Origin of the sequence: Salmonella sp. GDC200615 (assembly GCF_050574145.1) — a bacterium.
In the GTDB taxonomy this organism is placed as follows: Bacteria; Pseudomonadota; Gammaproteobacteria; order Enterobacterales; family Enterobacteriaceae; genus Salmonella; species Salmonella enterica.
Genome location: NZ_CP192248.1, coordinates 55,327 through 76,216 on the forward strand (window position 1 = coordinate 55,327; position 20,890 = coordinate 76,216).

The window sequence follows — 20,890 nt, forward strand, 5'->3', positions numbered from 1 at the left end:
GATTACTTAATCCACTGCCGGAAACACGAGTCGGGAACGTTATGAAAAATACCGCGAAGAAGGGCTGTCGGCATATACCAGTAAATCAGGTCACGCAGCCAGGAGCTTCCCCGTCCTTTTTTCAGTTTTCTTATCCCGAAATAAACCAGAACCGCAGCGCTGATGCCGAAAAGTTGTTTTGATGTCATTAATCCCCAGCCAATACAGACAGCAGCAGGAATTAATTCATCCACCGGCAGGCCGAACCAGCGGCTCTGGTTGGTCAGTGTTTCCGGGAAACGATATTTCCTGAGTTTATTCTCGTCTCCCGACATGGTCTTATTTCCTGTCAGAGGCCGACGACAGCCATACCAACGGCAATAAAGACCGAGATGATGGCAAAACCCGCCAAGAATTTGACGTTCTTGGTCATCATGTACATCACGGCACCGACCAGCACTTCCGCGAGAATAACCCACTTGACGGCGCTGGAATCCTTACCAAATGTCGCCTTGACCGTACCGTTACCGCTGGCCATCAGGTCCTGCGAACCGCCGGCAGCCATTGCCAGTTGCGGGAAAAAGAACATCAGCACTGCCGCCGGGATCACTGCGCGGGCAAGTTTCAGCAGGTTCAGACGTGTGAACGTAGACAGAAACGATTTCTTTTTAACGGGCGCAGAAGCCCCCTGAACACTTAAAATAGCGCTCATATGATTCCTCTTTTGAGTAATATTAATAATAAATATGAAAGCTAACGCTCTTTAAACGTTGACTTTTTACCTTCGTTCGCCTCCCTGAATATATCTGAGTTATAAAAATCTGGAAATTTGGTCAAATGATCAATAACTCTGTCCGCAGCTTCATCTGTTTTACACCACCCGCTGCGATTTTTAGCAGTAATAAGTAACTGGTTGGTTTCATCATCCAGACGCATAGTCAGATACTTTACCAGTGACTTACCATATACATTTCCTTTTCTGTTAAATTTAGGATAGCGATGAAGATGATCTTTAAGTCTGATTACAGCCTCGAATGATCGACTTCTCCCACTCCTGTCGCTTGCTTCCCTTAAAAGTTTTTCTACATCTACAGGTAATTTCAGTTTTACCATCTTACCTGTTGCAGAACGTGTACCAAATCTTTTCAATGACACCTCCCGCTATTTATCTTCTGGTTACAAGATATGTTTACAGAATAACAAGAAAAGGTAAATAGACGGAAGGTATATGTTTTGTTAACAATAAATTAACAGTTATTAATAATACCCATCACCTTATCAAAGAGACTCTGAATAACTTTCTTTTTATATAAAAGAATAATCAATTCATCCCTGTTACAGACTGAAAAATGAGAGCAAACAAATGATGCATGTTTTTTTGAGGTTGCTATTGAGATGTTTAATATTTTCGATATAGAACTATGACTTAGTCCTGAACTGTATAAATAAAAAACATCATTTCTGAATGAGGATACAGAAGAAATATCTCTTATTGTCTCAATAAGTTTTTTTATATCATAATCCCCAGAGAATCTGGGTTTGTAATTATTCGTATGCCGTACATGAGTTGCATCAAAAAACTCCCATACGACAATACCATCAGGTTTACTGTAGAAAAATTGAACAGATATCGTCCAGAAACGGTTCTGAATAAAAATATCCTCAACAAGATTTAGATGAGTATGTTCATTTCGATATACTTCCATCTCGGTTATAGAGATCAATTCGGAAAAATCAGGCTGTGACAGAAGCCATTTTTCAGCACTATAAGTTTCTTTCAGGAACAATTCCCGAAACAAAGCATTACAAAAGAGGAATTTACCAGATACATTCCTTATACAGGCTGGATTATGAAAATGCTGAATAACGGTTATCAAATTTTCCAGCAGATTTATTTGACGATCATATCCTTGTTGAATACGATCCATCGGATACACAGGAGCCTCCTCAAAGGATTCTATGGGTAGTCGATGCAGGGAGGGACCAACTCCCTGCATCGGCGATTTAACGTTCATTTTTTAACGTAGTGTTAACTACAAAGGTACTATATTGTTTTCAGACTTAATTTGTCACTATATTTTTATAGATCAACATACTTTTATTTAAATTAAATCAGAATTTAATCCCGCTATTATTCGTCATTTTCATGAAAAAACCTTTCCATCTCTGAAGATACTTTCTCTTTGATATCTTCAACCATATTTGCATATTCGAACTTTGGATTTCCTGCCACATGAGGACTAATAGATCCTATACCTAAAATTTTTACCACTGAGGACTGAGTTTTCAGAACATTTTCAAGAAGGACTCTATTAAATTCCATCTGGTTAAACGCAGACTCTTTACGTTCCATCTGAGCCTCATATACACGAAGCCCTAACTCCAGCAGCATGGTAGATATACTTGAGAAACTCACATCTGTACTTTTTGCTCCTTCTGAACGCCTCTTTTCCACAATCGCATTTATTTTTTCAACCACTTCATCACTAACATAAGCCTGCACTTTTGCCACATATCCCTCCTTATATAAAAGTTATAAACCATTTATTATTCACATTCCAAAATGACGATTCATCGATGAATTGAATCGTGAATCGAATCGCGATTCACCACGATTCATGAGACGAATCACAACACGAATTGAATCTGGAGTCAATTCACTTTAACTTATTGCTTTATTATTTGTGATTCATCTATGAATTATGTGCAATTCACAGATGAATCGTCAAAGATTCACCGATGAATTACTCTTCAATATCATAATGAGAGTATGCGAAACTAATTTTTCATAAGCGTGTGTTTATAAATAAAAATCAGCAAAATTTTAATTTTGCGTGGGGTGTGGTGCTTTTTGTGGTGAGGACGGCAAATTTGTTGAGTATGGAGCTGGAGTGGGTTAAGTTATTACCGGATGACTACGCAAGAGGCAAATTAATGTATAAATGGCTCCTGTCTGTCCTCCTGGTATTAATGAGCACGGTAGTCCATGCCGCTGACTGTTTTCATTTGGCCGGGAGAGACTATAAAATAGATCCGGATTTACTGCGGGCGATTTCATGGAAGGAATCCCGTAACCGGGTTAATGCCGTCGGTATTAACCCGGTTACGGGATATGGCTCGGGATTAATGCAGGTTGACTCTCAGCACTTTAAAGAACTGGCTCGTTATGGAATAAAACCGGAACAACTTGTCTCCGATCCCTGCCTGAATATTTACACCGGAGCTTATTATCTGGCAATCGCATTCAGAAAGTGGGGGGTATACTGGACAGCAGTCGGAGCGTACAACGCCGGATTTAAAAAGACTCCCCTTCAGGATGCGCGTCGTCTGGACTATGCGACTGATGTACACCGAATCTGGATCGCGATAAAACAAAGTAAAACCAGGCAGACTCCCGCCCGATGATCCCCTTTTTGTATCCGGCAAGCAGAAGAAGGGATAATATTATCAACCGAAACCCATATATTTTTTATGCCGCATAGCAGAATGGAATAAACACAGAAATGTAATACTGACTGCCCGGAATCCCGCGAAACGGGAACCCGTTATCATATCTTCTTCCACCCTGTCAGATCCGTTTTTATCGCTGGCACATAAATGACAGAAAACGATGAAGTCTGTTGATTAAAATGGGATGTTACAGACAATCTGACAATGTCCGGGAAGAATAACATAAGTAAAGCCCCGAAAAATTTTCGGGGCTTTACTTATGTTATTATGACTTACATTCACGAAACTGTTCAGCAATCATCCACAGCGCCTTGTTTAACCGGATATCACCATTAATACCGGTAACTGCCCTGATCCGGGTGTTTTTTCCGGGGCATTCCTGCCGGGTAACCCACTCTTCATCATATTCTTCTGTACACGCTGATATGTTGTCCACAGGTCATTTTGTTTATCTTCCCGACGACGTGGAGTAATTATTTATTCAGGAGAAACAGGGATTTTATTTTCGTCCTCATATCTGACAGTCAGTGCCGCTTTACCAAACAGATATTGCTCATCCTGATTAAGTATCACTGACTTCATTGACTCCATATTTTCGGTGGCTTTATCGAAGATCCCCATAACCTCATAATCCCCCTCAATCACCTGCCCAACAATATCTCCCTTGTGTGGCACACGTATTTCACCAAAATGATCCGCATACCAGTCCATTTGTACAGATAAATCTGAACAGCCCGGGAACCATCTGATAACTTGACGAACCGTCATGAGAATTGAGCAAAATAATTTCCGGAACCTCTTTCCCATTAATCTGTCATTCACGACGAAAACGCAGCATATGTTTACTGTATTCCCGGCGACTTAAATCACGTACACGACTCTGGCAGGCAAAGAACGACTGAAAACCTTCCTCACGTAACCTGTTGATGATATTAATGGTTGGAATATAAGTATAACGTTCGCTCCGGGATTCATGTTTGTCTCCGGAAAAAACTGAAGGCACAGTCTGCATTAATTCAGCGTCAGCCAAAGGACTCTCACGACGAATGGAATTCTGTCTACCAAAACGGGAAGCGAGTCTCATAACGTATTCCTTATATAATTAATGAAAAAATTCTGAAGAAAAAGCAGTGACCGGAGACACCGCCATTTCCGTTAACACTCAAGTAACAAAAGCGGGTGTTATTCAACAACGCTCCCCTTTAATCCCCTCGGTGAAGCCGGTGATCCAGTCACGTACAGACCGGATAAAACCATACTGAATACCGTAATGATCTGCGGCTTCCTGACCATACGCGACACTCATGGCCGCACGATCAGCAGCGGCTACCAGCTGGCTTTTCATTTTTTCCACCATCTTTCAGTAGATTCAAAGTTACGCATGATATCTCCTTTCGATAACGGGGCGGGGATATTCCCCGCCATCCGGGTCACTTCCTGAGTTCAGTTCCGGCAAACTGCGCCATCAGGTGAATCATCTGTGCTATTTCATCCACTTTTTGCTGCAATGGCGGCGTTGCCACCGGGATGAGCCGGATTTGTACCTCCAGCTGATCCATCAGCCGGGCGGTCTGCGTTTCCAGACGGGCTTTATCAGGGAAGTCGCCCGGGCCTCCGGTTCGTCAGCTTGTTGGGTACCTGCCAACGTTCGGCCTCGCGCACATATACCGGGTTTTCCCGGACGATGAACCAGATTTCATACATCACGTTGTACAGCGGCTCATCACTGTCGCGCAGCCAGTCCAGCGACGTCAGCGAGGTAAACCGCGTCCGCCACTGCCAGAACCCCTGCGCCAGCTCCCGCGCGTCAAACTCGTCAGCCCAGCGCGTATACCAGGCATTGACGGTTTCCGGCGACTGAAAGTTAAGCTCCGTCATGGCCTGCCCCAGCAGGTTCTGGCGCAGCAGCCAGGCATGTTCCAGCGCTTTTTCCTCCCGGCGCATTTTGCGGTTAAAGGCGATTTTCTCACGCTGCATCCGGCGATCTGTGCGCGCGTGTATCACCTCCGGGAACAGTTCGGCCTGCACATCCACGGAGAGTGGTAGCGGGCAATACTCCCCGTGGCTGGAGATGAGGCGGTCCAGCGCCTCTTCCACCTGTTTCAGGCTGGTCAGCCGGTTCTTCGGCTCCCAGTTCAGGCCGGGAATACGCTGTGCCACTGTCGTGTTAATCCGGCTGCTGCCGCTCAGTACGCGCATGTGGCAGGGCGGGCAGACGTGCTCCACGGCGGCGGGACATGTCAGGTCACGCATCGCGGCGTGGGTCAGTTCACGGCGCAGGTCTTCGCCGCCGTCGCGCCAGTCTTCGAATTCCTGGGGGATCATTGTACTCAATACAGCGGGGGTAATAATGTTACGCATCATTTTCTCCTTGCTGCCGCCCCCGAAGGGCGGCCTCCGTTATCAGGCTGCATCGGGCAGGGTGTGGTGGCTGTCTGCATCAGCACTGCCGTTTTCGGTATCAGATACGTCGTTTTCTGCATCAGGGGCGCGCATCCAGACAGGCACCCAACGGTTGTCACGCATTTTGTCCTCTGCCAGTTCAGCCGCATCACCCTTCTTCATCTTCTCCGCATCCCGCGCCGCGCCTGTCAGTCCGGCCTCATTCAGCGCGGCGATGATTTGCGGTTTTTTAAGGCCAGTGAAGAAATCGGCCTTCGTCGGTTGCCACCAGTCGCGCAGATGGAAAGCGAGCGCGATTTCCAGCTTATCGAGCGGACTGCGGGTGGTGCCTCCGGCGCCGCGCATCTGCATACCGTCAAGACTGCATGCGGTGCAGAAACTGAGCAGGGCGGTAAGGTCTTTGGCGCTGAGGGTGAAAAAGGTGGTGAAGTCCTGTGTCCAGCCCTCCGGTAGCAACGTTTCAAGACGTTTTCCCTCCTGCGACAGCGTCACAAACGCAACACCGCTCTCGCCGGGCGGCGCATCCTTTGTCAGGGAGTAATGCTTACAGTTCAGGCTGATTTAAGCGGGTCGGTTATACGCGCCGCTGCTGAACACGTTCAGACACAGCGTCCATGCCAGAAGCGCCAGGGATTTTTCCGGCTGCTGCATCAGTGCCGCCTGGACCGACAATGTCCGTTCTGCACACATTCTGGTCAGCAGGGGAACACTGATTTCGTCCACAGGCTCCGGCTGGCGCTCATATACCGGAACCTGATCGGGTTCATCTTCCGTTTCAGACTGCTCACGCAGGCTCACCCCGCGCTGGACACAGATTTCACCGTGACTCCATGACACCACCACGCCGGACTGTGCGCGCATTTCCAGCGTCCATGCCCGGAGTTGTGCCGCGCATTCGATGGCCTCTATCTCTGACTCCATCGTGTCGGTTTCATCGCTGGCGGTCTGGTTTTCGTCGTACAGTTCCTGCAACTCGTCCAGGCGCTGCTGTTCCTGCTCCGTGTAAACCGCGTCAGGCTCATCCTGAATACGGTACACTTCGGTATCCTCACCATAGCGGCTGACAGGCTCCATCCGTCCCGCGCACCATGCCCAGCCCTCGGCCTCTTTCAGGCACTCCGCCACCCACTGAAGTTTTTCCAGCAGGGCCGTATCCAGCGCCAGTTTGTCCACAAAACCGCCCTGTTCGTCGCTGAACAGGTCTGCGCGGATTTCATCGCCGGAGAAAGCTTTTTCACCGACAAACGTATATTTGCTGTTGTTGAGGGTGGAAACCTGACTGTCGGTGATCAAATTACGGATCACGCGCACTTCCGGTTTATTGTTCCAGCCCTCTAGACACGCCGCCTCGTACACCTGCACCTGACGGTCGGGATTGTCCTCCAGCGCCAGCGCCTGACAGTGCTCCGTGGTGATTTTGTCCGCAGCCAGCGCTTCCAGGATAACCGGAGCCAGCCCCGCGAGTTTCAGCATCCGCTGTACGTGACGGGGCGAATAGCCCAGCAGATCGCCAGTCTGTGCAGGAGTTTTGCCTTCCGCTGCCATCGCGCGGAATCCCGCAATTTGTTCGGCAGGGTGCATTTCCAGATGCTGCCCGTTCTCGGTCAGTGAAGCGGCGGTCGCCAGATTATCCGGCACAACCTTCACGCGGACAGGCCAGTCCGGGTGGATCGTGTTCTCAGTGGCCAACAGATTCATCGCCGCCAGCGGCAACACCGTACAGGCCGTCAGGGAGGGCGTGAACAACCAGATTCTGGAGCAGTCCAATCCCTTTAATAGAGTCCGCCAGTTCGCGGACGCTCTCTGCGGAATACGGCACGATACGCACGTTCTGCGGGGATTTGACCAGTGCGGACAGCGGTACGTGTTGTTCTTCGGTCTGCGCCAGCACCGCCGACAATACGGTGTTACTGGCACTGGCGGCGTTTTTCGCCTTACGGCTGGTTTTTACTGCGGATTTTGCATTAGAATTGGTAACTGACATTATTGATACTCCTTCATGATATTAATAATTGTCTGCCGGACGTGTTCCCGTCCGGCACCTCTTACGGCTTACTGCGTTTTACGGATACCGTGGCTTTCGATACAGCGGTTGAGCCAGTACTCGCCGCCCGGTTCAAAATTCCAGCCCCGCCAGACCATTTCGCCGTCCTTACGCACAACCAAGCGAAGGTGCGTCCCCTGATCGTCTTCCGTTAACGATCACTTCGGTGGTGTATTTGTCCTGACCGGACTGATCGGTCCATTTGCGGGTGCGTAACTGGCCCTCGATGTAGACCTGAGCACCTTTACGCAGATATTCACTGGCAATTTCAGCGAGCTTGCCAAACACGACAACACGGTGCCATTCGGTGTGTTCGCGCATCTCCCCGTCCTGCCTGACACGCCATGTTTCTGACGTGGCGAGGGTAAGATTTGCCACCGCGCCCCCGTTGGGCATGTAACGTACTTCCGGGTCCTGCCCGATATGACCGACCAGAATAACTTTGTTTACGCCACGTGCTGCCATGATAAATCTCCTTAATGCGTTGTTTTGACTTTAAAAATCATCACCCGTTGAGTTTCGGGAGCCGCGGTTTTGACGTTTTGCGGGGACCTGCTGTTCTGTTCCCTCTGGTACTGCCATCACCCGTTTGAGAACCTTCACCGCAAGGGGCATCACTGCCACGGCCCGACGCACCTGTCCGGGGCAGAACGCAAAAGTTTTTGCCGGCCTTTTACGGCAAAAAGTTTTGTGGGCTGTTCATTTCACCTTGGACAGCCAGTGCGGCGGGTTGTGGCTGTATCAGCCCCCGGCGACAGGGACTTAAACGGGTAACGGCACCAGAAGCGGAGATGAGCAGGAACCCGCCGCAACGTCGGGACGCGGCACGCGAAACGGCGTTGCGCCTTACAGCCCGGCAGCCTTACCGCCGGGGTGCGAAAAGCGCAGGAAACGGCGCGCCAGGGGCGGCGTGACCGGAACGGTCGCAGCAAGCCTGCCGTTGACGTTGCGACAGTGGGATGGAAACCCGCTGCCCCGAAGGGGCCGGGCAGAGACAGCGCAGCTGGCTCGGTGCGCAGCATGACAGTCCCGGTTCCCGTCAGGGAAGTCGCCCGGCGTCAGCGAAATCTTTCAGGGAATATCAGCAGCAGAATGAACAGGAACAGGAACAGGAACAGGAACAGGAACAGGAACAGGAACAGGAACAGGAACAGGAACAGGCAGCGTATTATCACCGGCAGGAAGAAAATCACACACCCCGGCCAGAAAAAAACATCACCCGGCATGCGTAAAATCCGGCCAGCGACAGGCAGAATGCATCAGGAATGGCGCTATTTTTTAACCTCATCCTCTTTTCTGGCATATTCCGGGGCATTCTTGTCCGGGAGTTGCGCAAATACTCCAGCCGCGCCCGGAAATACTCTCTCAAATGCTCAGGCTGTTCTCTGACGACAAGCTCAGCGACCACCGGCATCGCCAGCCTTTCTTTATAGACCACGCCTGAAGCAACCAGGTCAATGGCCACTTTATCCTGCTCTTCTTTAGTTGTTGCCGCCAGATTCAGTCCGGACATCACATCCTCCGACAGAAATGGAAACCGGCTGTAAGTGTACGCCATCAGAGGCAGAGGGGGAAAAGGGCAGGGAGCGGCGCGAAGCGCGGCCCCTGTCCTTCCCCCCGCAGGCGCCAGCCTGCAGGTTTTTTCGCGCGGGCTGACAGGCGCCCTCCCCGCCTGCCATCATGCCTGACTGCTTTTTCCGCCCTGTAAGAGGAAGTGACCACCGGTGTACACGGCGCACTAATATCTGTCAGTAGTTTCCTTCGGTCAGGTTATGCGCCGGGATATTTGTGGAAAGCAGGTATCGCAACGTATCCAGCGCGGTTTCTTCTTCAGCAGCCCTGTCCTGCGTCTGGTAACGAGGAAGGTTCATTCCGGCTTCCATCAGGGGTAAAAGCGTGCGCAGCACATCTTCAGGTACAGCAATCTGGCGCGGTGGGCGCAGTGCGACTAACTCGCGTAATACACCCTCAACAAAATTCTGGCCAATACCATCACGCCAGAGCGCATCACTGTCCGACTCGCCAATGGCGCGCAGTACGGCCTGTATGTCATCAGAGGTCGGATTAAACTCCGCCCCCATTTCCCGCACATCGCCTTCACACCAGATGATGACAGCGATTTTTTCGTGATTCTCATACACTTTCAGTAAGTCGCAGCAGATGGTGCTGACGGTTCCGTACATAACAGACTCCTCTTAAATCAATGAATGACAGTTACAGCGGGGCGGCATCGCCGCCCCGTCGGTTAATCAGTCGAGCGCGGCGTAAATAGCGTTGCATTCAGGGTGAAACGTAATGTGATTCCAGAGCTGGGTATCACGCAGCATATACAGGCGAGTGAGCGCAGCGTTGCCGCAGTCGTGATGCGTCCAGCAACGGCGGTTAATGGCGAGCGAAGTCAGAATAATTCCGGCAGCGTCGGCGCTGACGGTACGATCAAACCAGTTTTCACCGTTGATCATGTGTACCCGATCGCAGTCGGGCATCATGTATCCGCCGCCTTCCGGCAGACGGATAAAATGCCAGAAACCACCGTTGTATTCAGGCATCCATTTTTTCGCCAGGGCATATAACTGTAATTCAGCCAGCATAAAATCGTTGCCGAACATGTACGGCAGGAAAGACAGGCGGTCGGATTCTTCAACGTTAATAACACGCGCACGTTGCTGATTTGAATACTGCATAAAACCTCCGTAATCACATATTCCGCGACACCGGGCGGTGCCGTGCATCCATACCAGTCGGGCGATCAATCGTGGATGCAAGGGCGCAAGGGAAGCCGCAGCCTGACGCGCACGGAAGACGGGAGCTGAAGGGTGAGACCGTGAAACCTGAACGGTCGAACGACCGGAAGATCGCGGCTGACGTGAAGGAAGGACCGGGTGACCGCCGCGTGCACTTTACCCTTGTATCCACGACAGCCCGACTACGATGGATGCACGGCACAGCCCGCACACGACACAGGACTGTCAGAGTGGAAAACCACAAGGCGACGGCCGGCAGGCCTGAGCCGGGTGAATGCGGAGCCGAAAAGGCGACATCCTTTTGCCTGTTTTGCCTGTCGTCCCCGGCATCGTCGCAATCGCCGGCTGAAAAACTGAAAAAAGAGAAGGAGACCTCCCCTTCTCTCTTCTTTCTCGTTACCGTTTACAGCTTATCGTTCACCGCACACAGCTTATTTAACGGATGTTGCCTGTGAAACTCCGGGCTTCGTTCACCACATCCCGGAGCACGCGGCGGTCAAGCCAGCGGCGGACCGGTTCCCCCGGGAAGCGCAAACAGTCGGTTATCACGCCGGCGGCTTCGATTTCTTCCTCCGGCTCATTAACCAGCGTCAGCAGCACCGGGCAGAAACGGGCGTTACGTACCAGTACCGCGTCCAGCACCTTATCCAGTCCGTCCTCGCCCTCTTCGTCAAGCCAGTTATCATGGTCGTATTCATCGGCCAGTAACCGCCAGTTCCCGATGCGTTTTTCCATCAGGCGGGACTCGCCGGACGGTGCCAGCGCCGCCGCGATGCGCTTCGTATCCTGGCGGACAATTTCACATACCCGGTCAGCGGACGCTTTCAGGAACGCCAGCAAGTCGGCATATTCGTCCGCGGTCAGCCACTCCTGAGCATACGGAAGGCGAATTTCAGTGCATTCGCGTACCGTGGCAGGGTGCGGATATGCCTGTACCGGGTACAGATGTAACCGGACTGGCGTCCCCGCCAGCCGCTGCGCACTGGCCGTCAGCAGTTGCGCCCGTCCATAATTAAGGGGCTGACAAAGATGCGTCGTCAGTGCCAAGATTTCGGCAGCACTGAGCACACCGCAGACGGCCAGCCAGCCGGGCACCACACCGGGGGCAACCTGCGTCACGCCGACGGTTTCGGGCCAGCCGGACCGGCGTAACAGATTATCTCCGTGGCGCACTATCAGCGTACTGAGCGTGTTTCTCATTGTGTTGTTCCTCTTCGTGTTCATACAGTTGTGATTGATACCCCGCCCGTCACCCGGTACGGGGTGGTACGTTACGCCGCCAGCGCCAGTTGCCTGAGCCGCGCAATATCGACCTGAGCGTCGGCAACGCCGGGGTACTCCTGACATACAAGAGGCCAGGCCTGAGCGTCCTCCGTATCCAGCGCCCGCCCGGCGATATTCGTCACCCTTGCCAGCAGGTCGGCGGGAACACTGACGGTCGGGATTTCAGTCCGTAATCCGGCGTACAGCGCCTGTACCGTGCTGTCTGAAATACCGTCTCCGGTATGTTCGCCCATACCTTTTCGGCCAATCTCACGCAAAATCGCATCGGCCTCCACTTCGGTCATCGCCTGAGTCAGTGACATAACGTCCTGCTTCGTCCAGATCAGCAGGGCAAAACGCTCGTCGTTGCCAAACATGCGTTTCAGCTTTGAGTTCAGTTCTTTACGTGTGCCATACATCATGATTTTCTCCGTTGGTTCAGTGGGGCGGCACCGCCGCCCGTGGTCTCGTCATCTGTCAGTCTTTAAAACACTCATTGAGCATCAGGCTTTCGTTGTACGCTTCATCCAGCAGGGTGTTGATACGCCGCAGACTCTGCCCGGCCAGTCGTTCAGTAAGTCCGTGACGCTGCCAGTGATAACGCTCTTCCAGCACTTTCAGGGTGGCGCGCAGGTCGCACATGCTGTTGGCCAGCGCCGCCACTTCTGCGCGGAGTTTTTCGTGTCCGGAATAGTTCATTACGCGGCCTCCGGATAAAAGACGTCGTTGGCGGCCGGGCGTTGCATGGCGCGCTGTACGGCTGTCAGGCGCTCAATCCCGGCTTTGTGGTACTGCTCCATCAGCTCGATACCGATATATCTGCGCCCCGCCTGTAACGCGGCAACACAGGTGGAGGCGGAGCCGGCAAACGGGGCGAGAACAATGGCGTTCGTGTGTGTGAAAGACTCAATCAGCGGTTGCAGGCTGGTAACGGGCTTTTCCGTCGGGTGGTGGCGATTGCCGGAATACTTCCAGCCGAGGACATCCGGCAGCGGGTTCTGTGGCAGGGCCGGACGGCCTTTCGCCAGCACGTAAGCGCATTCATGGCGGTAGCCGACATACGCGGATTTTGACGAGTAGTTTTTGGTGAATACCAGGTGTCCGACCACGCTGAAACCGGCACTTTTCCAGGCCGCCATGAAACGGTCCACGCGGTTCCAGCCGTAGAAACTGACCAGCAGCGCATCTTTTTTGAGTACGCGGTACATCTGGTTACAGGCGGGTTGCAGCCACTCGTCGGTTCTGTCACCGGCAATACTGCGGCCGGAACGGTCACGGAATCCGACAAGGTAAGGCGGGTCGGTCAGAATGAAATCGACGGCGCGCTCCGGAAAGCCGGACATAATATCGACACAGTTCCCCAGGATTAAACGGGACATAGAGATTCCTCGCGGTTACAGGAGGCACCGGGAGGGCATCCCTGTGACGCCCGTTCCCCGCTGCCTGTGGGCTGTTCACCGCGTCCGGTAACGGGTCAGGCCGACCGTGGAATAACGAGCCGACAGTCCTCACCGTCGGTGAGTTTATGCCGCGAAAGCGGCTTGAAGGGCGTTCATCAGAAGGCGAGTGCCGGGCGCATAATAGCGACAGCGCCCGGCAGGAGCAGAAAAATCGCCCGTCCCGTGCCCGGCCGGACGCGGGATACTGACCACAGGCAGCGTTGCTCCCGCGCCGCCGGCGCTGGCGCCGAAAAAAGAGGAGCTGCGCGACATCATTATTCATTCAGGAAGTACCAGGCAGACGTACTGCCCGGCAGATTATCAGCGGGTGATATCCCGCCAGTCATTCCCCCACTCATCGCGCAGTACCGGCGCATCCGTTGAGCCGGTCACTGTCCACGCATCGAGGAACTTCAGACCACGCAGGATACTGTTTTCCACGTCATCGAGCAGAATGATGCTGTTAAACCAGACCACGCCTGTTTCATATTCCCACCGATGCCGGTCATCCTCGCGTTTCAACGATGGCCACCAGGTGCGCCCCATTTGCAGAACACCCGCTTCGGCATGCTCCAGGTCAGTCGCGGAAACCAGGTAATGCACCATCATTTCAGTGCCATTGACGTCGACACTCAGGCCAACAAGCCAGGTATCATTAATGTTTGAATTATTATCCACCGCGCTTCACCTCATCGATTGCCCATTGCAGATGGCTCCAGTTGAACCCGTCATTCGCATCATGGCAGTGCTGTGCCAGCTCCATCGCCGCATCGATATCGTCTTCCGTGAGCGAACTGTCCAGCGCCAGAAAATCACTGGCCAGCCAGAACGTACCGCAGCACAGCGCATCATCAGGAAACCGGGAAAGACGCTGTTTAAACGCAGCGACTGTCATATTGCGGGACAGCGTGATACAGGCCGGAAAAACACTGTCTGCCACATCGTTCCAGCTCCACTCATCACTGTCTGGTACTGGTCGCTCCACGGTTTCCGTGGTCACACCAGGCAGACGGGATAAACGTTCCAGAATATCCCCCAGGTACAGCTTCTCGCCGCTGCCGTCTTCACTGGACAGATAATGTCCGTTGATATAAAGCGCAAACTCGCCATTTTCCAGGTCGATACAGGTCACTCTGAACATAAGATTTTCCTCAACATCCGGCAGGAGGCATCACCGCGATACCGTTCCCTGCCGCACGCTGCCTGTTCGTCGCGTCCGGTAACGGGTCAACGCCGACCGTGGAATAACGAGCCGACAATTCTCATCGTCGGCGAGCTTATGCCGCGAAAGCGGCTTGAAGGGCGCCCTTAAACTGGCGAGGGTATGGAGTACAATCACAACGACGCCAGCGCCCGTCCCGTGACAGGCCGGACGCGGCACACTGGCAGCGGGTGGCAGTCAGCATCAGGTGTGCAGGAATGGCCGGGGTGACAACAGGAGCTGAAGGGAAACACCAGAGGAGGACAGATGACATACCAACAGTTCTGCGTTGCTCCTCCACAGGGTTATTAACTGATTCTGTGGATAACCTGACATCTGTTTTTCCAGGCAGAACAGTTATCTGAGGGGAAACAGTAAAATTTCACTTGCAGGACAGAAAATATCTTAAATAATGCTGTATATAAAAACAGGTATTTTAAGAGGTATGCCATGTTACTGCTTGTAGCACCCGAACAGGAGCCGGTACAGTCCACTGCCCCGCTGTTCACCGAACGTTGCCCGGCGGGGTTTCCGTCGCCGGCCGCCGATTACACGGAGGAGGAACTGGATCTGAATGCCTACTGTATACGGCGTCCGGCTGCAACATTCTTCGTCAGGGCTATCGGGGATTCGATGAAAGAAATGGGTCTGCATTCCGGCGATTTAATGGTTGTCGACAAAGCTGAGAAACCCATGCAGGGGGATATTGTCATCGCGGAAACAGATGGCGAGTTCACCGTTAAGCGCCTGCAGTTGAAGCCCCGTATCGCCCTGCTGCCGATTAATCCGGCCTACCCCACGCTTTATCCGGAAGAACTGCAGATTTTCGGGGTGGTGACGGCTTTTATACACAAAACCCGGAGCACAGACTGATGTTCGCTTTGGCTGACGTCAACTCGTTCTATGCCAGTTGCGAAAAGGTCTTTCGCCCCGATTTGCGTGACAGGTCTGTGGTGGTCCTGAGTAACAACGATGGTTGTGTAATCGCGCGCAGCGCTGAAGCAAAAAAACTGGGCATAAAAATGGGGGTGCCGTGGTTTCAACTGAGGTCGGCGAAATTTCCGGAGCCGGTTATCGCGTTCTCCAGTAATTACGCCCTCTACGCATCAATGTCGAACAGGGTCATGGTTCACCTGGAAGAGCTGGCGCCACGCGTTGAACAGTACTCCATTGACGAGATGTTTCTGGATATTCGCGGTATAGACAGTTGCATCGATTTCGAGGATTTCGGCCGACAGCTGCGTGAGCACGTTCGTTCCGGCACAGGGCTGACCATCGGCGTCGGAATGGGACCGACCCAAACGCTGGCTAAAAGCGCGCAATGGGCATCGAAAGAATGGTCACAGTTCGGAGGCGTGCTTGCCCTGACGTTACACAATCAGAAACGAACGGAGAAACTGCTGTCACTGCAACCGGTGGAGGAAATCTGGGGTGTGGGCCGCAGGATCTCAAAGAAGCTGAACACAATGGGGATCACCACAGCACTGCAGCTGGCCCGCGCGAATCCAACGTTCATCAGGAAAAACTTTAATGTGGTTCTGGAGAGAACGGTCCGGGAACTCAATGGAGAAAGCTGTATTTCCCTGGAGGAAGCACCGCCCCCCAAACAGCAGATAGTCTGCAGCAGAAGCTTTGGAGAACGAGTCACGACTTATGAAGCGATGAGGCAGGCAGTCTGTCAGCACGCTGAACGTGCCGCCGAAAAGCTGCGTGGGGAACGGCAGTTCTGCAGGCATATTGCCGTGTTTGTGAAAACATCGCCGTTCGCCGTAACTGAGCCCTACTACGGTAATCTGGCCAGTGAAAAACTGCTCATCCCCACGCAGGATACACGGGACATCATTGCCGCTGCCGTCAGAGCTCTGGACAGGATCTGGGTGGATGGTCACCGTTACGCAAAGGCAGGCTGTATGCTGAACGATTTCACGCCAACCGGGGTATCGCAGCTTAATTTGTTTGATGAAGTACAGCCGCGGGAACGGAGCGAGCAGCTGATGCAAGTCCTGGATGGGATTAACCATCCGGGCAAGGGGAAAATATGGTTCGCCGGTCGGGGGATTGCCCCCGAGTGGCAGATGAAAAGGGAACTACTTTCGCCAGCTTATACGACACGTTGGGCAGATATTCCTGCAGCGAAATTGACTTGAAATTGTGGCGATTTCACCTTGAAATTCTCAATATAAACTACTTAATTACAATAAGTTAGATGTGAAATCGCCGTGGCGAAATTATTGACTCAAATTTCTCTCAAGGACCTCGTTGATAGCTTTGTCCAGTTCATCCTGAACCACTTTTGACATACGACTAAACTCATAAGTTAGCGTACGCCCTTTCACACGCTTGCGCGCGAACTTGTCCTTTTCTTCAAAGGTCCAGAGTGCGGAAATTACTGACTTTTCCTTAGGAGGCGGAGCTATCAATGCCTGAGAGGCCTGAGAAATCAATTTCAGTATACTGGATTTCTGTTCGTCGTCTGGTCGCTCGTAGTCACTCAAAATTGCATCATGCTGATCTGAGACAGACTGAATGAGCCCTTCAGACGTTAAACCCTTTTCACTGAGTTTTTCATTAACCTCTAACAGAATTTTATAGTCACTAAACGACAGCTCAGACTGAACCGGGAACAGAGAAATCAATTCTTGCGGTACTGCTGCCGCCTGCAGTGCCCTGGTGACCTTAGCCTGGGATAACCCCTCCAGTTCAGCAATTTCCTTTTGATTGAATCCAGACTCTTTCAGAGCCATCAATCTTAAGCCGATCTCCCGAAGGTTATGCTCTTTAGCTGTCTGGATATCTTTAGCCAGATGGCGAGCTTCATCATCTGATAAAAGTTCATTGGTAACCATTACATCAAGGCCTGTACGGATATAAATCGCTGAGGCTCGCCGTCTTGAACCATCCAGTATCTCAATCCTTTCACCTTGCTGAATGCCAATACAGGGGAAGAACTGCTGAAACTTAATCGTCTGGATAATAGATTTCAGGGACTCCCTGGTCAGAGCAAGTTGATCTCTTCCATTGGTTTCCTGGTTTACGAATGTCTTACTTTCAACGTCCGATGCAGGTACCCGAACAAACCTGAACGTTATCTTCCTGCCGGTTTTTAGGGTAAATACCTGACTTCTTTGGGTGTCAGTCATCTCAACCATTGACGCCTGGGTATTTAACTGTCTGCCAATAGTTTTTCTTCTCTCATTCGACATCACATACCTCCATTAGTACGAATGAACTCAATGCGATCAAATACGGCCTTCGCAAAGTCTTCCGCTGCTGATTTTGCGCTTTTAAGCGCCTCGGTGCTTCCATCATAGGTTGCTGGATTTGCGGAAATAACTGTGTCAAAAGTCTCCCCGCATCGCTCGAAGCCATCCAGCCTCGGCAGAACCATGTCGAGCATATCGGCACCGAATACTTCTTTGGCCTGACTATGGCAAATTTTGTGATCAGACTTGTTCAGGATTTTGGACATAAAACCTACATTCCCGATGAGATTGCAGGTGTGTCCATCCTGTTCGATCGAATCAATAAGCGCAGGAAGGCTGGCTACAAACTTCAGGGAAGAATGAAAATCAACCGTTGCCGGAGGAAGTGGAGTCAACATCAGGTCTGCCGCTCCGATGCAGTTTTTCAGGAACGCATCGAGGTGAGGACCACTATCAAGGAAGATAAAGTCGTAGTCATACCGGAGCTTGTCGATAATGTTCTCTTTAAGCACTGCATGAATATTTTGCCCTGGCAGATGTTCCTCACACAATCCCTTCCAGCCTTCAGCAAGGAATGCATCGTCAATGGAAGCGGGAATAACATCAACGCCCGGGATAATTGACGACACGATGAAATCGGAAAGTAATTCTTCACGAGACACGTTCTGGAGCATGGCCTGAGCAGCCGTATTTTCAACCAGGCCCACTGAATTCTCATGGCTCAGGAACATTGTCAGAGATGCCTGCGGATCGAAATCGATGGCCAGGATACGCAGGTCTTCGAACAGAAGCTGAGGATGAGCCCGAAATGCATGGGATAATGAAGCGGTAGAAACTGTCTTGGAACCGCCACCTTTAAGGTTACATACAAATATAGTGAAAGCTTTATCGAAGCGATCTCTGTACTTGGGCACTTTACGATGGAAATACAGATCGATAACGTTCTGAATCGTCATCGCGTACTTCATGGTATTGCCAGAAGGTTTCTTTTTAAAAATGTAGCCACTGGCTTCCATTTCGGCCACAGCATACTCAACACTCCCTTTGCTGAGCTTAGGCAGCTTATATAGGGCGGCTTTGCTGTATTCCTGATAGAACTCGGTAAGCTTCAATTCCTCTTTTTGCTGGCGGATACTTTCGCTCAAGGATGTCAGAAGTTTACCTGCACGTGTGGCGACTTTCCGTAACTGCTCAATATTTTCCATTTATCACCTCATGATGTTTTTTGTCATTTTGAACAAAAAGAATCATGTTGCAAGAAATAAATCATAATATTTTGATTTTGCTCTCACAGGAGGCACCGAAGATTAAATGGAGAAGAGGGCACTACATCCACAATCATTTTGTTAACCCACAGCGCAAACCGTGAGTCTGTTCAGAGCTTGCATCTGAGCAGGCGAAGGGTTGGACAAGCCCAAGGGGCGCGTCAGCCAGGCACATTAGGGTATAGTTCAGCAGTACCAGTTTCTGCCAGGACATGGATATCTCCGGGCAAGCAAGCTGATGATTAAAAAAGAAAGAGGGGACTGCCCCTGAAGGAATTGCAATTCCGTTCCTCGCAATGTCAACATTTTTTGCCTGTGATACTATGACCGGGTCATTTTTCAGAGCATGGACTGATGAAAAAGAAAAACACTACGCCGACTCCCCACGACGCGACATTCCGGCAGTTTCTGACACAACCTGACATTGCCCGGGATTTTATGGAGCTGCATCTGCCGGCAGAGCTGCGTGCCATCTGCGATCTCAGTACACTGAAACTGGAATCCGGCTCGTTTGTTGAGGATGATCTCCGCCAGTATTTCAGCGACGTCCTCTACAGCCTGAAAACCACAGCCGGCGACGGATATATTCATGTCCTGGTTGAACACCAGTCAACACCTGACAAACATATGGCTTTCCGCCTGATACGCTATGCGGTGGCCGCCATGCAGCGCCACCTGGAGGCAGGGCATAAAAAACTGCCACTGGTGATACCAGTGTTGTTCTATACGGGGAAACGCAGCCCGTATCCATACTCCACCCGCTGGCTGGACGAATTTGACGATACGGCTCTGGCAGACAAACTCTACAGCAGTGCTTTCCCGCTGGTAGACGTTACGGTCATTCCGGATGATGAAATCGCCGGCCACCGTAGCATGGCCGCCCTGACTTTATTGCAGAAACATATTCATCAGCGGGACCTGGCAGAATTGGTTGACCGGCTGGCGCCCATTTTGCTGGCCGGATATCTGTCTTCATCGCAGGTAATATCGCTGGTACACTATATAGTGCAGGCAGGCGAAACATCGGACGCCGAAGCCTTTGTACGCGAACTGGCACAGCGTGTGCCGCAACACGGAGACGCACTTATGACCATCGCACAACAGCTCGAACAGAAGGGCATCGAGAAGGGGATTCAGCTCGGTGAACAACGTGGTATCGAAAAAGGCCGTTCAGAAGGGGAGCGCGAAGCGACTCTGAAAATAGCCCGTACCATGCTCCAGAACTGCATTGACCGCAATACCGTCATGAAAATGACCGGTCTGACTGAAGACGACCTAGCGCAGATCCGCCACTAATCCCCCTTTTCTGGCACTCCCTGCCCGGCCATCAGCGAATACTGGTGGGGCAGGGAGGCATCAGGCTCTGCCAGCCACAGCGATCAAACAGCTTCATTACCCCCGCTACGTTCCCTGTCAAACGTGCTGTCAGCGAATTTATCTGTCGGCCGCTGTCGTTAAAACCGACATCGAGTTTGGCCCGTGAGAGATAAATGCCGTTCACGCCTGCACTGAGCGCCACAGCATTCCGGCCGGACCATTCCCGATCGCTCAGCAGACGGTAGTTCCAGTGCATATCTTTCGCTGTTTCCAGAGCATACGTCAGCCGGAACAGGTCGTTCTGCTCGGACAACTCACCGGTGCATGAACGCCAGAGGTAATTCAGCTTGCTGGCTAGCTTGGCGCTGACGCCCATCTGACGTCCCTGTTTCAAAAGCCACTCGATATCGGGCGTCACATCACGAGAAAAACGCCGTTGCTTCAGCGCAGTCGCCAGCCAGCGGGTGAGAAAGAGGTTTTCCTGTGCCGGCGAGAGAACGCCACCATCCTGCCTGGCCAGCGCAAGCGCCACCAGGGCACACCACGCCAGATGACCTGATTTTTCTGTCAATGTCACGGCTT

The 20,890-nt window shown here is 51.7% G+C and carries 24 protein-coding genes and 7 pseudogenes; 5 read left to right on the forward strand and 26 right to left on the reverse strand.

The genetic code is table 11. The features are described 5' to 3' along the window. Positions 1-2: 2 nt before the first annotated feature. The 5 genes from traL to traM form a co-directional block, all read right to left on the reverse strand. On the reverse strand, positions 3-314 hold the full coding sequence (gene traL, locus ACQ29O_RS22955; RefSeq protein ID WP_000012129.1) for a type IV conjugative transfer system protein TraL: 312 nt from the start codon (positions 312-314) through the stop codon (positions 3-5). A 14-nt stretch (positions 315-328) separates the two neighbouring features. Further along, a complete protein-coding gene (gene traA, locus ACQ29O_RS22960; RefSeq protein ID WP_001274202.1) occupies positions 329-691 on the reverse strand; it encodes a type IV conjugative transfer system pilin TraA in 363 nt (120 codons plus the stop codon). 41 nt (positions 692-732) lie between these two features. Continuing rightward, positions 733-1,128 carry a conjugal transfer relaxosome DNA-bindin protein TraY gene (gene traY, locus ACQ29O_RS22965; RefSeq protein WP_001746564.1) on the reverse strand — a complete coding sequence of 132 codons (396 nt, stop codon included), beginning with the start codon at positions 1,126-1,128 and terminating at the stop codon, positions 733-735. A 98-nt stretch (positions 1,129-1,226) separates the two neighbouring features. Then, positions 1,227-1,916 carry a conjugal transfer transcriptional regulator TraJ gene (traJ, locus tag ACQ29O_RS22970; RefSeq protein ID WP_061710418.1) on the reverse strand — a complete coding sequence of 230 codons (690 nt, stop codon included), beginning with the start codon at positions 1,914-1,916 and terminating at the stop codon, positions 1,227-1,229. 194 nt (positions 1,917-2,110) lie between these two features. Further along, positions 2,111-2,491, reverse strand: coding sequence for a conjugal transfer relaxosome DNA-binding protein TraM (traM, locus tag ACQ29O_RS22975; protein ID WP_001151568.1), 381 nt, complete (start codon positions 2,489-2,491; stop codon positions 2,111-2,113). Positions 2,492-2,913: 422 nt separating this feature from the next. Between traM and mltE the strand changes: the two genes are divergently transcribed. Then, positions 2,914-3,384, forward strand: coding sequence for a transglycosylase SLT domain-containing protein MltE (gene mltE, locus ACQ29O_RS22980; RefSeq protein ID WP_024134052.1), 471 nt, complete (start codon positions 2,914-2,916; stop codon positions 3,382-3,384). Between the two features lie 310 nt (positions 3,385-3,694). Here the strand turns inward: mltE and ACQ29O_RS22985 are convergent. From ACQ29O_RS22985 to ACQ29O_RS23060, 16 genes and pseudogenes are all read right to left on the reverse strand, one after another. Beyond that, positions 3,695-4,513 (reverse strand): annotated as a pseudogene (locus tag ACQ29O_RS22985) (DUF932 domain-containing protein). 102 nt (positions 4,514-4,615) lie between these two features. After that, positions 4,616-4,774: a hypothetical protein gene (locus ACQ29O_RS22990; RefSeq protein ID WP_001704449.1), complete on the reverse strand. Its 159-nt coding sequence runs from the start codon at positions 4,772-4,774 to the stop codon at positions 4,616-4,618. An 85-nt stretch (positions 4,775-4,859) separates the two neighbouring features. Further along, positions 4,860-4,988 carry a hypothetical protein gene (locus tag ACQ29O_RS22995; protein WP_001746558.1) on the reverse strand — a complete coding sequence of 43 codons (129 nt, stop codon included), beginning with the start codon at positions 4,986-4,988 and terminating at the stop codon, positions 4,860-4,862. 34 nt (positions 4,989-5,022) lie between these two features. Beyond that, positions 5,023-5,665: pseudogene (locus ACQ29O_RS23000) on the reverse strand (plasmid SOS inhibition protein A); the annotation flags it as partial. Next, positions 5,659-5,793 (reverse strand): annotated as a pseudogene (locus ACQ29O_RS23005) (conjugation system SOS inhibitor PsiB family protein); the annotation flags it as partial. The pseudogenes ACQ29O_RS23000 and ACQ29O_RS23005, both read right to left, overlap by 7 nt. 39 nt (positions 5,794-5,832) lie before the next feature. After that, a pseudogene (locus tag ACQ29O_RS23010) lies at positions 5,833-7,816 on the reverse strand (ParB/RepB/Spo0J family partition protein). A 68-nt stretch (positions 7,817-7,884) separates the two neighbouring features. Then, positions 7,885-8,025: pseudogene (locus ACQ29O_RS23015) on the reverse strand (DUF905 family protein); the annotation flags it as partial. Further along, positions 7,994-8,341 (reverse strand): annotated as a pseudogene (locus ACQ29O_RS23020) (single-stranded DNA-binding protein SSB2); the annotation flags it as partial. The pseudogenes ACQ29O_RS23015 and ACQ29O_RS23020, both read right to left, overlap by 32 nt. Before the next feature lie 593 nt (positions 8,342-8,934). Continuing rightward, positions 8,935-9,102, reverse strand: coding sequence for a hypothetical protein (locus ACQ29O_RS23025; RefSeq protein ID WP_254486131.1), 168 nt, complete (start codon positions 9,100-9,102; stop codon positions 8,935-8,937). After that, positions 9,066-9,389, reverse strand: a complete 324-nt coding sequence (locus tag ACQ29O_RS23030) for a DNA polymerase III subunit theta (RefSeq protein WP_000015983.1) — start codon at positions 9,387-9,389, stop codon at positions 9,066-9,068. Before ACQ29O_RS23030 ends, ACQ29O_RS23025 begins: the two co-directional genes overlap by 37 nt. Positions 9,390-9,624: 235 nt before the next feature. Further along, the gene (locus tag ACQ29O_RS23035; protein ID WP_000274534.1) at positions 9,625-10,059 is read right to left on the reverse strand and encodes a DUF1380 family protein; all 435 of its coding nucleotides are present in this window, start codon (positions 10,057-10,059) and stop codon (positions 9,625-9,627) included. 66 nt (positions 10,060-10,125) lie between these two features. Beyond that, a complete protein-coding gene (locus ACQ29O_RS23040; protein ID WP_001200150.1) occupies positions 10,126-10,560 on the reverse strand; it encodes an antirestriction protein in 435 nt (144 codons plus the stop codon). A gap of 495 nt (positions 10,561-11,055) precedes the next feature. Further along, positions 11,056-11,820 (reverse strand): hypothetical protein, encoded by a 765-nt coding sequence (locus ACQ29O_RS23045; protein WP_061710416.1) that lies wholly within the window; start codon positions 11,818-11,820, stop codon positions 11,056-11,058. A 71-nt stretch (positions 11,821-11,891) separates the two neighbouring features. Beyond that, positions 11,892-12,305, reverse strand: coding sequence for a DUF1380 family protein (locus ACQ29O_RS23050; RefSeq protein WP_000990114.1), 414 nt, complete (start codon positions 12,303-12,305; stop codon positions 11,892-11,894). 55 nt (positions 12,306-12,360) lie between these two features. Continuing rightward, positions 12,361-12,582, reverse strand: coding sequence for a hypothetical protein (locus ACQ29O_RS23055; protein WP_001109588.1), 222 nt, complete (start codon positions 12,580-12,582; stop codon positions 12,361-12,363). Then, the gene (locus ACQ29O_RS23060; protein WP_001747300.1) at positions 12,582-13,262 is read right to left on the reverse strand and encodes a DNA methylase; all 681 of its coding nucleotides are present in this window, start codon (positions 13,260-13,262) and stop codon (positions 12,582-12,584) included. Before ACQ29O_RS23060 ends, ACQ29O_RS23055 begins: the two co-directional genes overlap by 1 nt. 162 nt (positions 13,263-13,424) lie before the next feature. On the opposite strand from ACQ29O_RS23060, the gene ACQ29O_RS23065 reads away from it, so the two are divergent. Beyond that, positions 13,425-13,706, forward strand: a complete 282-nt coding sequence (locus ACQ29O_RS23065; RefSeq protein ID WP_146671468.1) for a hypothetical protein — start codon at positions 13,425-13,427, stop codon at positions 13,704-13,706. Here the strand turns inward: ACQ29O_RS23065 and ACQ29O_RS23070 are convergent. Beyond that, positions 13,644-14,000, reverse strand: a complete 357-nt coding sequence (locus tag ACQ29O_RS23070; protein ID WP_000369839.1) for a hypothetical protein — start codon at positions 13,998-14,000, stop codon at positions 13,644-13,646. The genes ACQ29O_RS23065 and ACQ29O_RS23070 overlap by 63 nt on opposite strands. After that, on the reverse strand, positions 13,993-14,463 hold the full coding sequence (locus tag ACQ29O_RS23075) for a hypothetical protein (RefSeq protein ID WP_000490265.1): 471 nt from the start codon (positions 14,461-14,463) through the stop codon (positions 13,993-13,995). Before ACQ29O_RS23075 ends, ACQ29O_RS23070 begins: the two co-directional genes overlap by 8 nt. Before the next feature lie 510 nt (positions 14,464-14,973). On the opposite strand from ACQ29O_RS23075, the gene umuD reads away from it, so the two are divergent. Both umuD and ACQ29O_RS23085 read left to right on the forward strand, forming a co-directional pair. Next, on the forward strand, positions 14,974-15,396 hold the full coding sequence (gene umuD / locus ACQ29O_RS23080) for a translesion error-prone DNA polymerase V autoproteolytic subunit (protein ID WP_000925627.1): 423 nt from the start codon (positions 14,974-14,976) through the stop codon (positions 15,394-15,396). Next, entirely contained in the window at positions 15,396-16,670 is a 1,275-nt protein-coding gene (locus tag ACQ29O_RS23085; protein ID WP_015059462.1) for a Y-family DNA polymerase, read from the forward strand. Before umuD ends, ACQ29O_RS23085 begins: the two co-directional genes overlap by 1 nt. Positions 16,671-16,751: 81 nt before the next feature. On the opposite strand, the gene ACQ29O_RS23090 is transcribed toward ACQ29O_RS23085, so the two are convergent. Both ACQ29O_RS23090 and ACQ29O_RS23095 read right to left on the reverse strand, forming a co-directional pair. After that, entirely contained in the window at positions 16,752-17,726 is a 975-nt protein-coding gene (locus ACQ29O_RS23090; protein ID WP_000064276.1) for a ParB family protein, read from the reverse strand. Next, a complete protein-coding gene (locus ACQ29O_RS23095) occupies positions 17,726-18,931 on the reverse strand; it encodes an AAA family ATPase (RefSeq protein WP_000427676.1) in 1,206 nt (401 codons plus the stop codon). The genes ACQ29O_RS23090 and ACQ29O_RS23095 overlap by 1 nt, the downstream gene beginning before the upstream one ends. Positions 18,932-19,345: 414 nt before the next feature. On the opposite strand from ACQ29O_RS23095, the gene ACQ29O_RS23100 reads away from it, so the two are divergent. Next, on the forward strand, positions 19,346-20,287 hold the full coding sequence (locus ACQ29O_RS23100) for an Rpn family recombination-promoting nuclease/putative transposase (protein ID WP_000728917.1): 942 nt from the start codon (positions 19,346-19,348) through the stop codon (positions 20,285-20,287). Here the strand turns inward: ACQ29O_RS23100 and ACQ29O_RS23105 are convergent. Next, a pseudogene (locus ACQ29O_RS23105) lies at positions 20,284-20,885 on the reverse strand (DUF2913 family protein). The gene ACQ29O_RS23100 and the pseudogene ACQ29O_RS23105 overlap by 4 nt on opposite strands. Positions 20,886-20,890: the final 5 nt, after the last annotated feature.

Bases quoted from the DNA above. Each gene is read 5' to 3' on its own strand.
- ACQ29O_RS23050 (WP_000990114.1), bottom strand. From the start codon at position 12,305: ATGATGTATGGCACACGTAAAGAACTGAACTCAAAGCTGAAACGCATG.
- umuD (WP_000925627.1), top strand. From the start codon at position 14,974: ATGTTACTGCTTGTAGCACCCGAACAGGAGCCGGTACAGTCCACTGCC.
- ACQ29O_RS23025 (WP_254486131.1), bottom strand. From the start codon at position 9,102: ATGCCGGGTGATGTTTTTTTCTGGCCGGGGTGTGTGATTTTCTTCCTG.
- ACQ29O_RS23035 (WP_000274534.1), bottom strand. From the start codon at position 10,059: ATGTACGGAACCGTCAGCACCATCTGCTGCGACTTACTGAAAGTGTAT.
- ACQ29O_RS23045 (WP_061710416.1), bottom strand. From the start codon at position 11,820: ATGAGAAACACGCTCAGTACGCTGATAGTGCGCCACGGAGATAATCTG.
- ACQ29O_RS23030 (WP_000015983.1), bottom strand. From the start codon at position 9,389: ATGTCCGGACTGAATCTGGCGGCAACAACTAAAGAAGAGCAGGATAAA.
- mltE (WP_024134052.1), top strand. From the start codon at position 2,914: ATGTATAAATGGCTCCTGTCTGTCCTCCTGGTATTAATGAGCACGGTA.
- ACQ29O_RS23100 (WP_000728917.1), top strand. From the start codon at position 19,346: ATGAAAAAGAAAAACACTACGCCGACTCCCCACGACGCGACATTCCGG.
- ACQ29O_RS23060 (WP_001747300.1), bottom strand. From the start codon at position 13,262: ATGTCCCGTTTAATCCTGGGGAACTGTGTCGATATTATGTCCGGCTTT.
- ACQ29O_RS22995 (WP_001746558.1), bottom strand. From the start codon at position 4,988: ATGGATCAGCTGGAGGTACAAATCCGGCTCATCCCGGTGGCAACGCCG.
- ACQ29O_RS23055 (WP_001109588.1), bottom strand. From the start codon at position 12,582: ATGAACTATTCCGGACACGAAAAACTCCGCGCAGAAGTGGCGGCGCTG.
- ACQ29O_RS23085 (WP_015059462.1), top strand. From the start codon at position 15,396: ATGTTCGCTTTGGCTGACGTCAACTCGTTCTATGCCAGTTGCGAAAAG.
- ACQ29O_RS22990 (WP_001704449.1), bottom strand. From the start codon at position 4,774: ATGAAAAGCCAGCTGGTAGCCGCTGCTGATCGTGCGGCCATGAGTGTC.
- traA (WP_001274202.1), bottom strand. From the start codon at position 691: ATGAGCGCTATTTTAAGTGTTCAGGGGGCTTCTGCGCCCGTTAAAAAG.
- ACQ29O_RS23040 (WP_001200150.1), bottom strand. From the start codon at position 10,560: ATGCAGTATTCAAATCAGCAACGTGCGCGTGTTATTAACGTTGAAGAA.
- ACQ29O_RS23090 (WP_000064276.1), bottom strand. From the start codon at position 17,726: ATGTCGAATGAGAGAAGAAAAACTATTGGCAGACAGTTAAATACCCAG.
- ACQ29O_RS23095 (WP_000427676.1), bottom strand. From the start codon at position 18,931: ATGGAAAATATTGAGCAGTTACGGAAAGTCGCCACACGTGCAGGTAAA.
- ACQ29O_RS23075 (WP_000490265.1), bottom strand. From the start codon at position 14,463: ATGTTCAGAGTGACCTGTATCGACCTGGAAAATGGCGAGTTTGCGCTT.
- traL (WP_000012129.1), bottom strand. From the start codon at position 314: ATGTCGGGAGACGAGAATAAACTCAGGAAATATCGTTTCCCGGAAACA.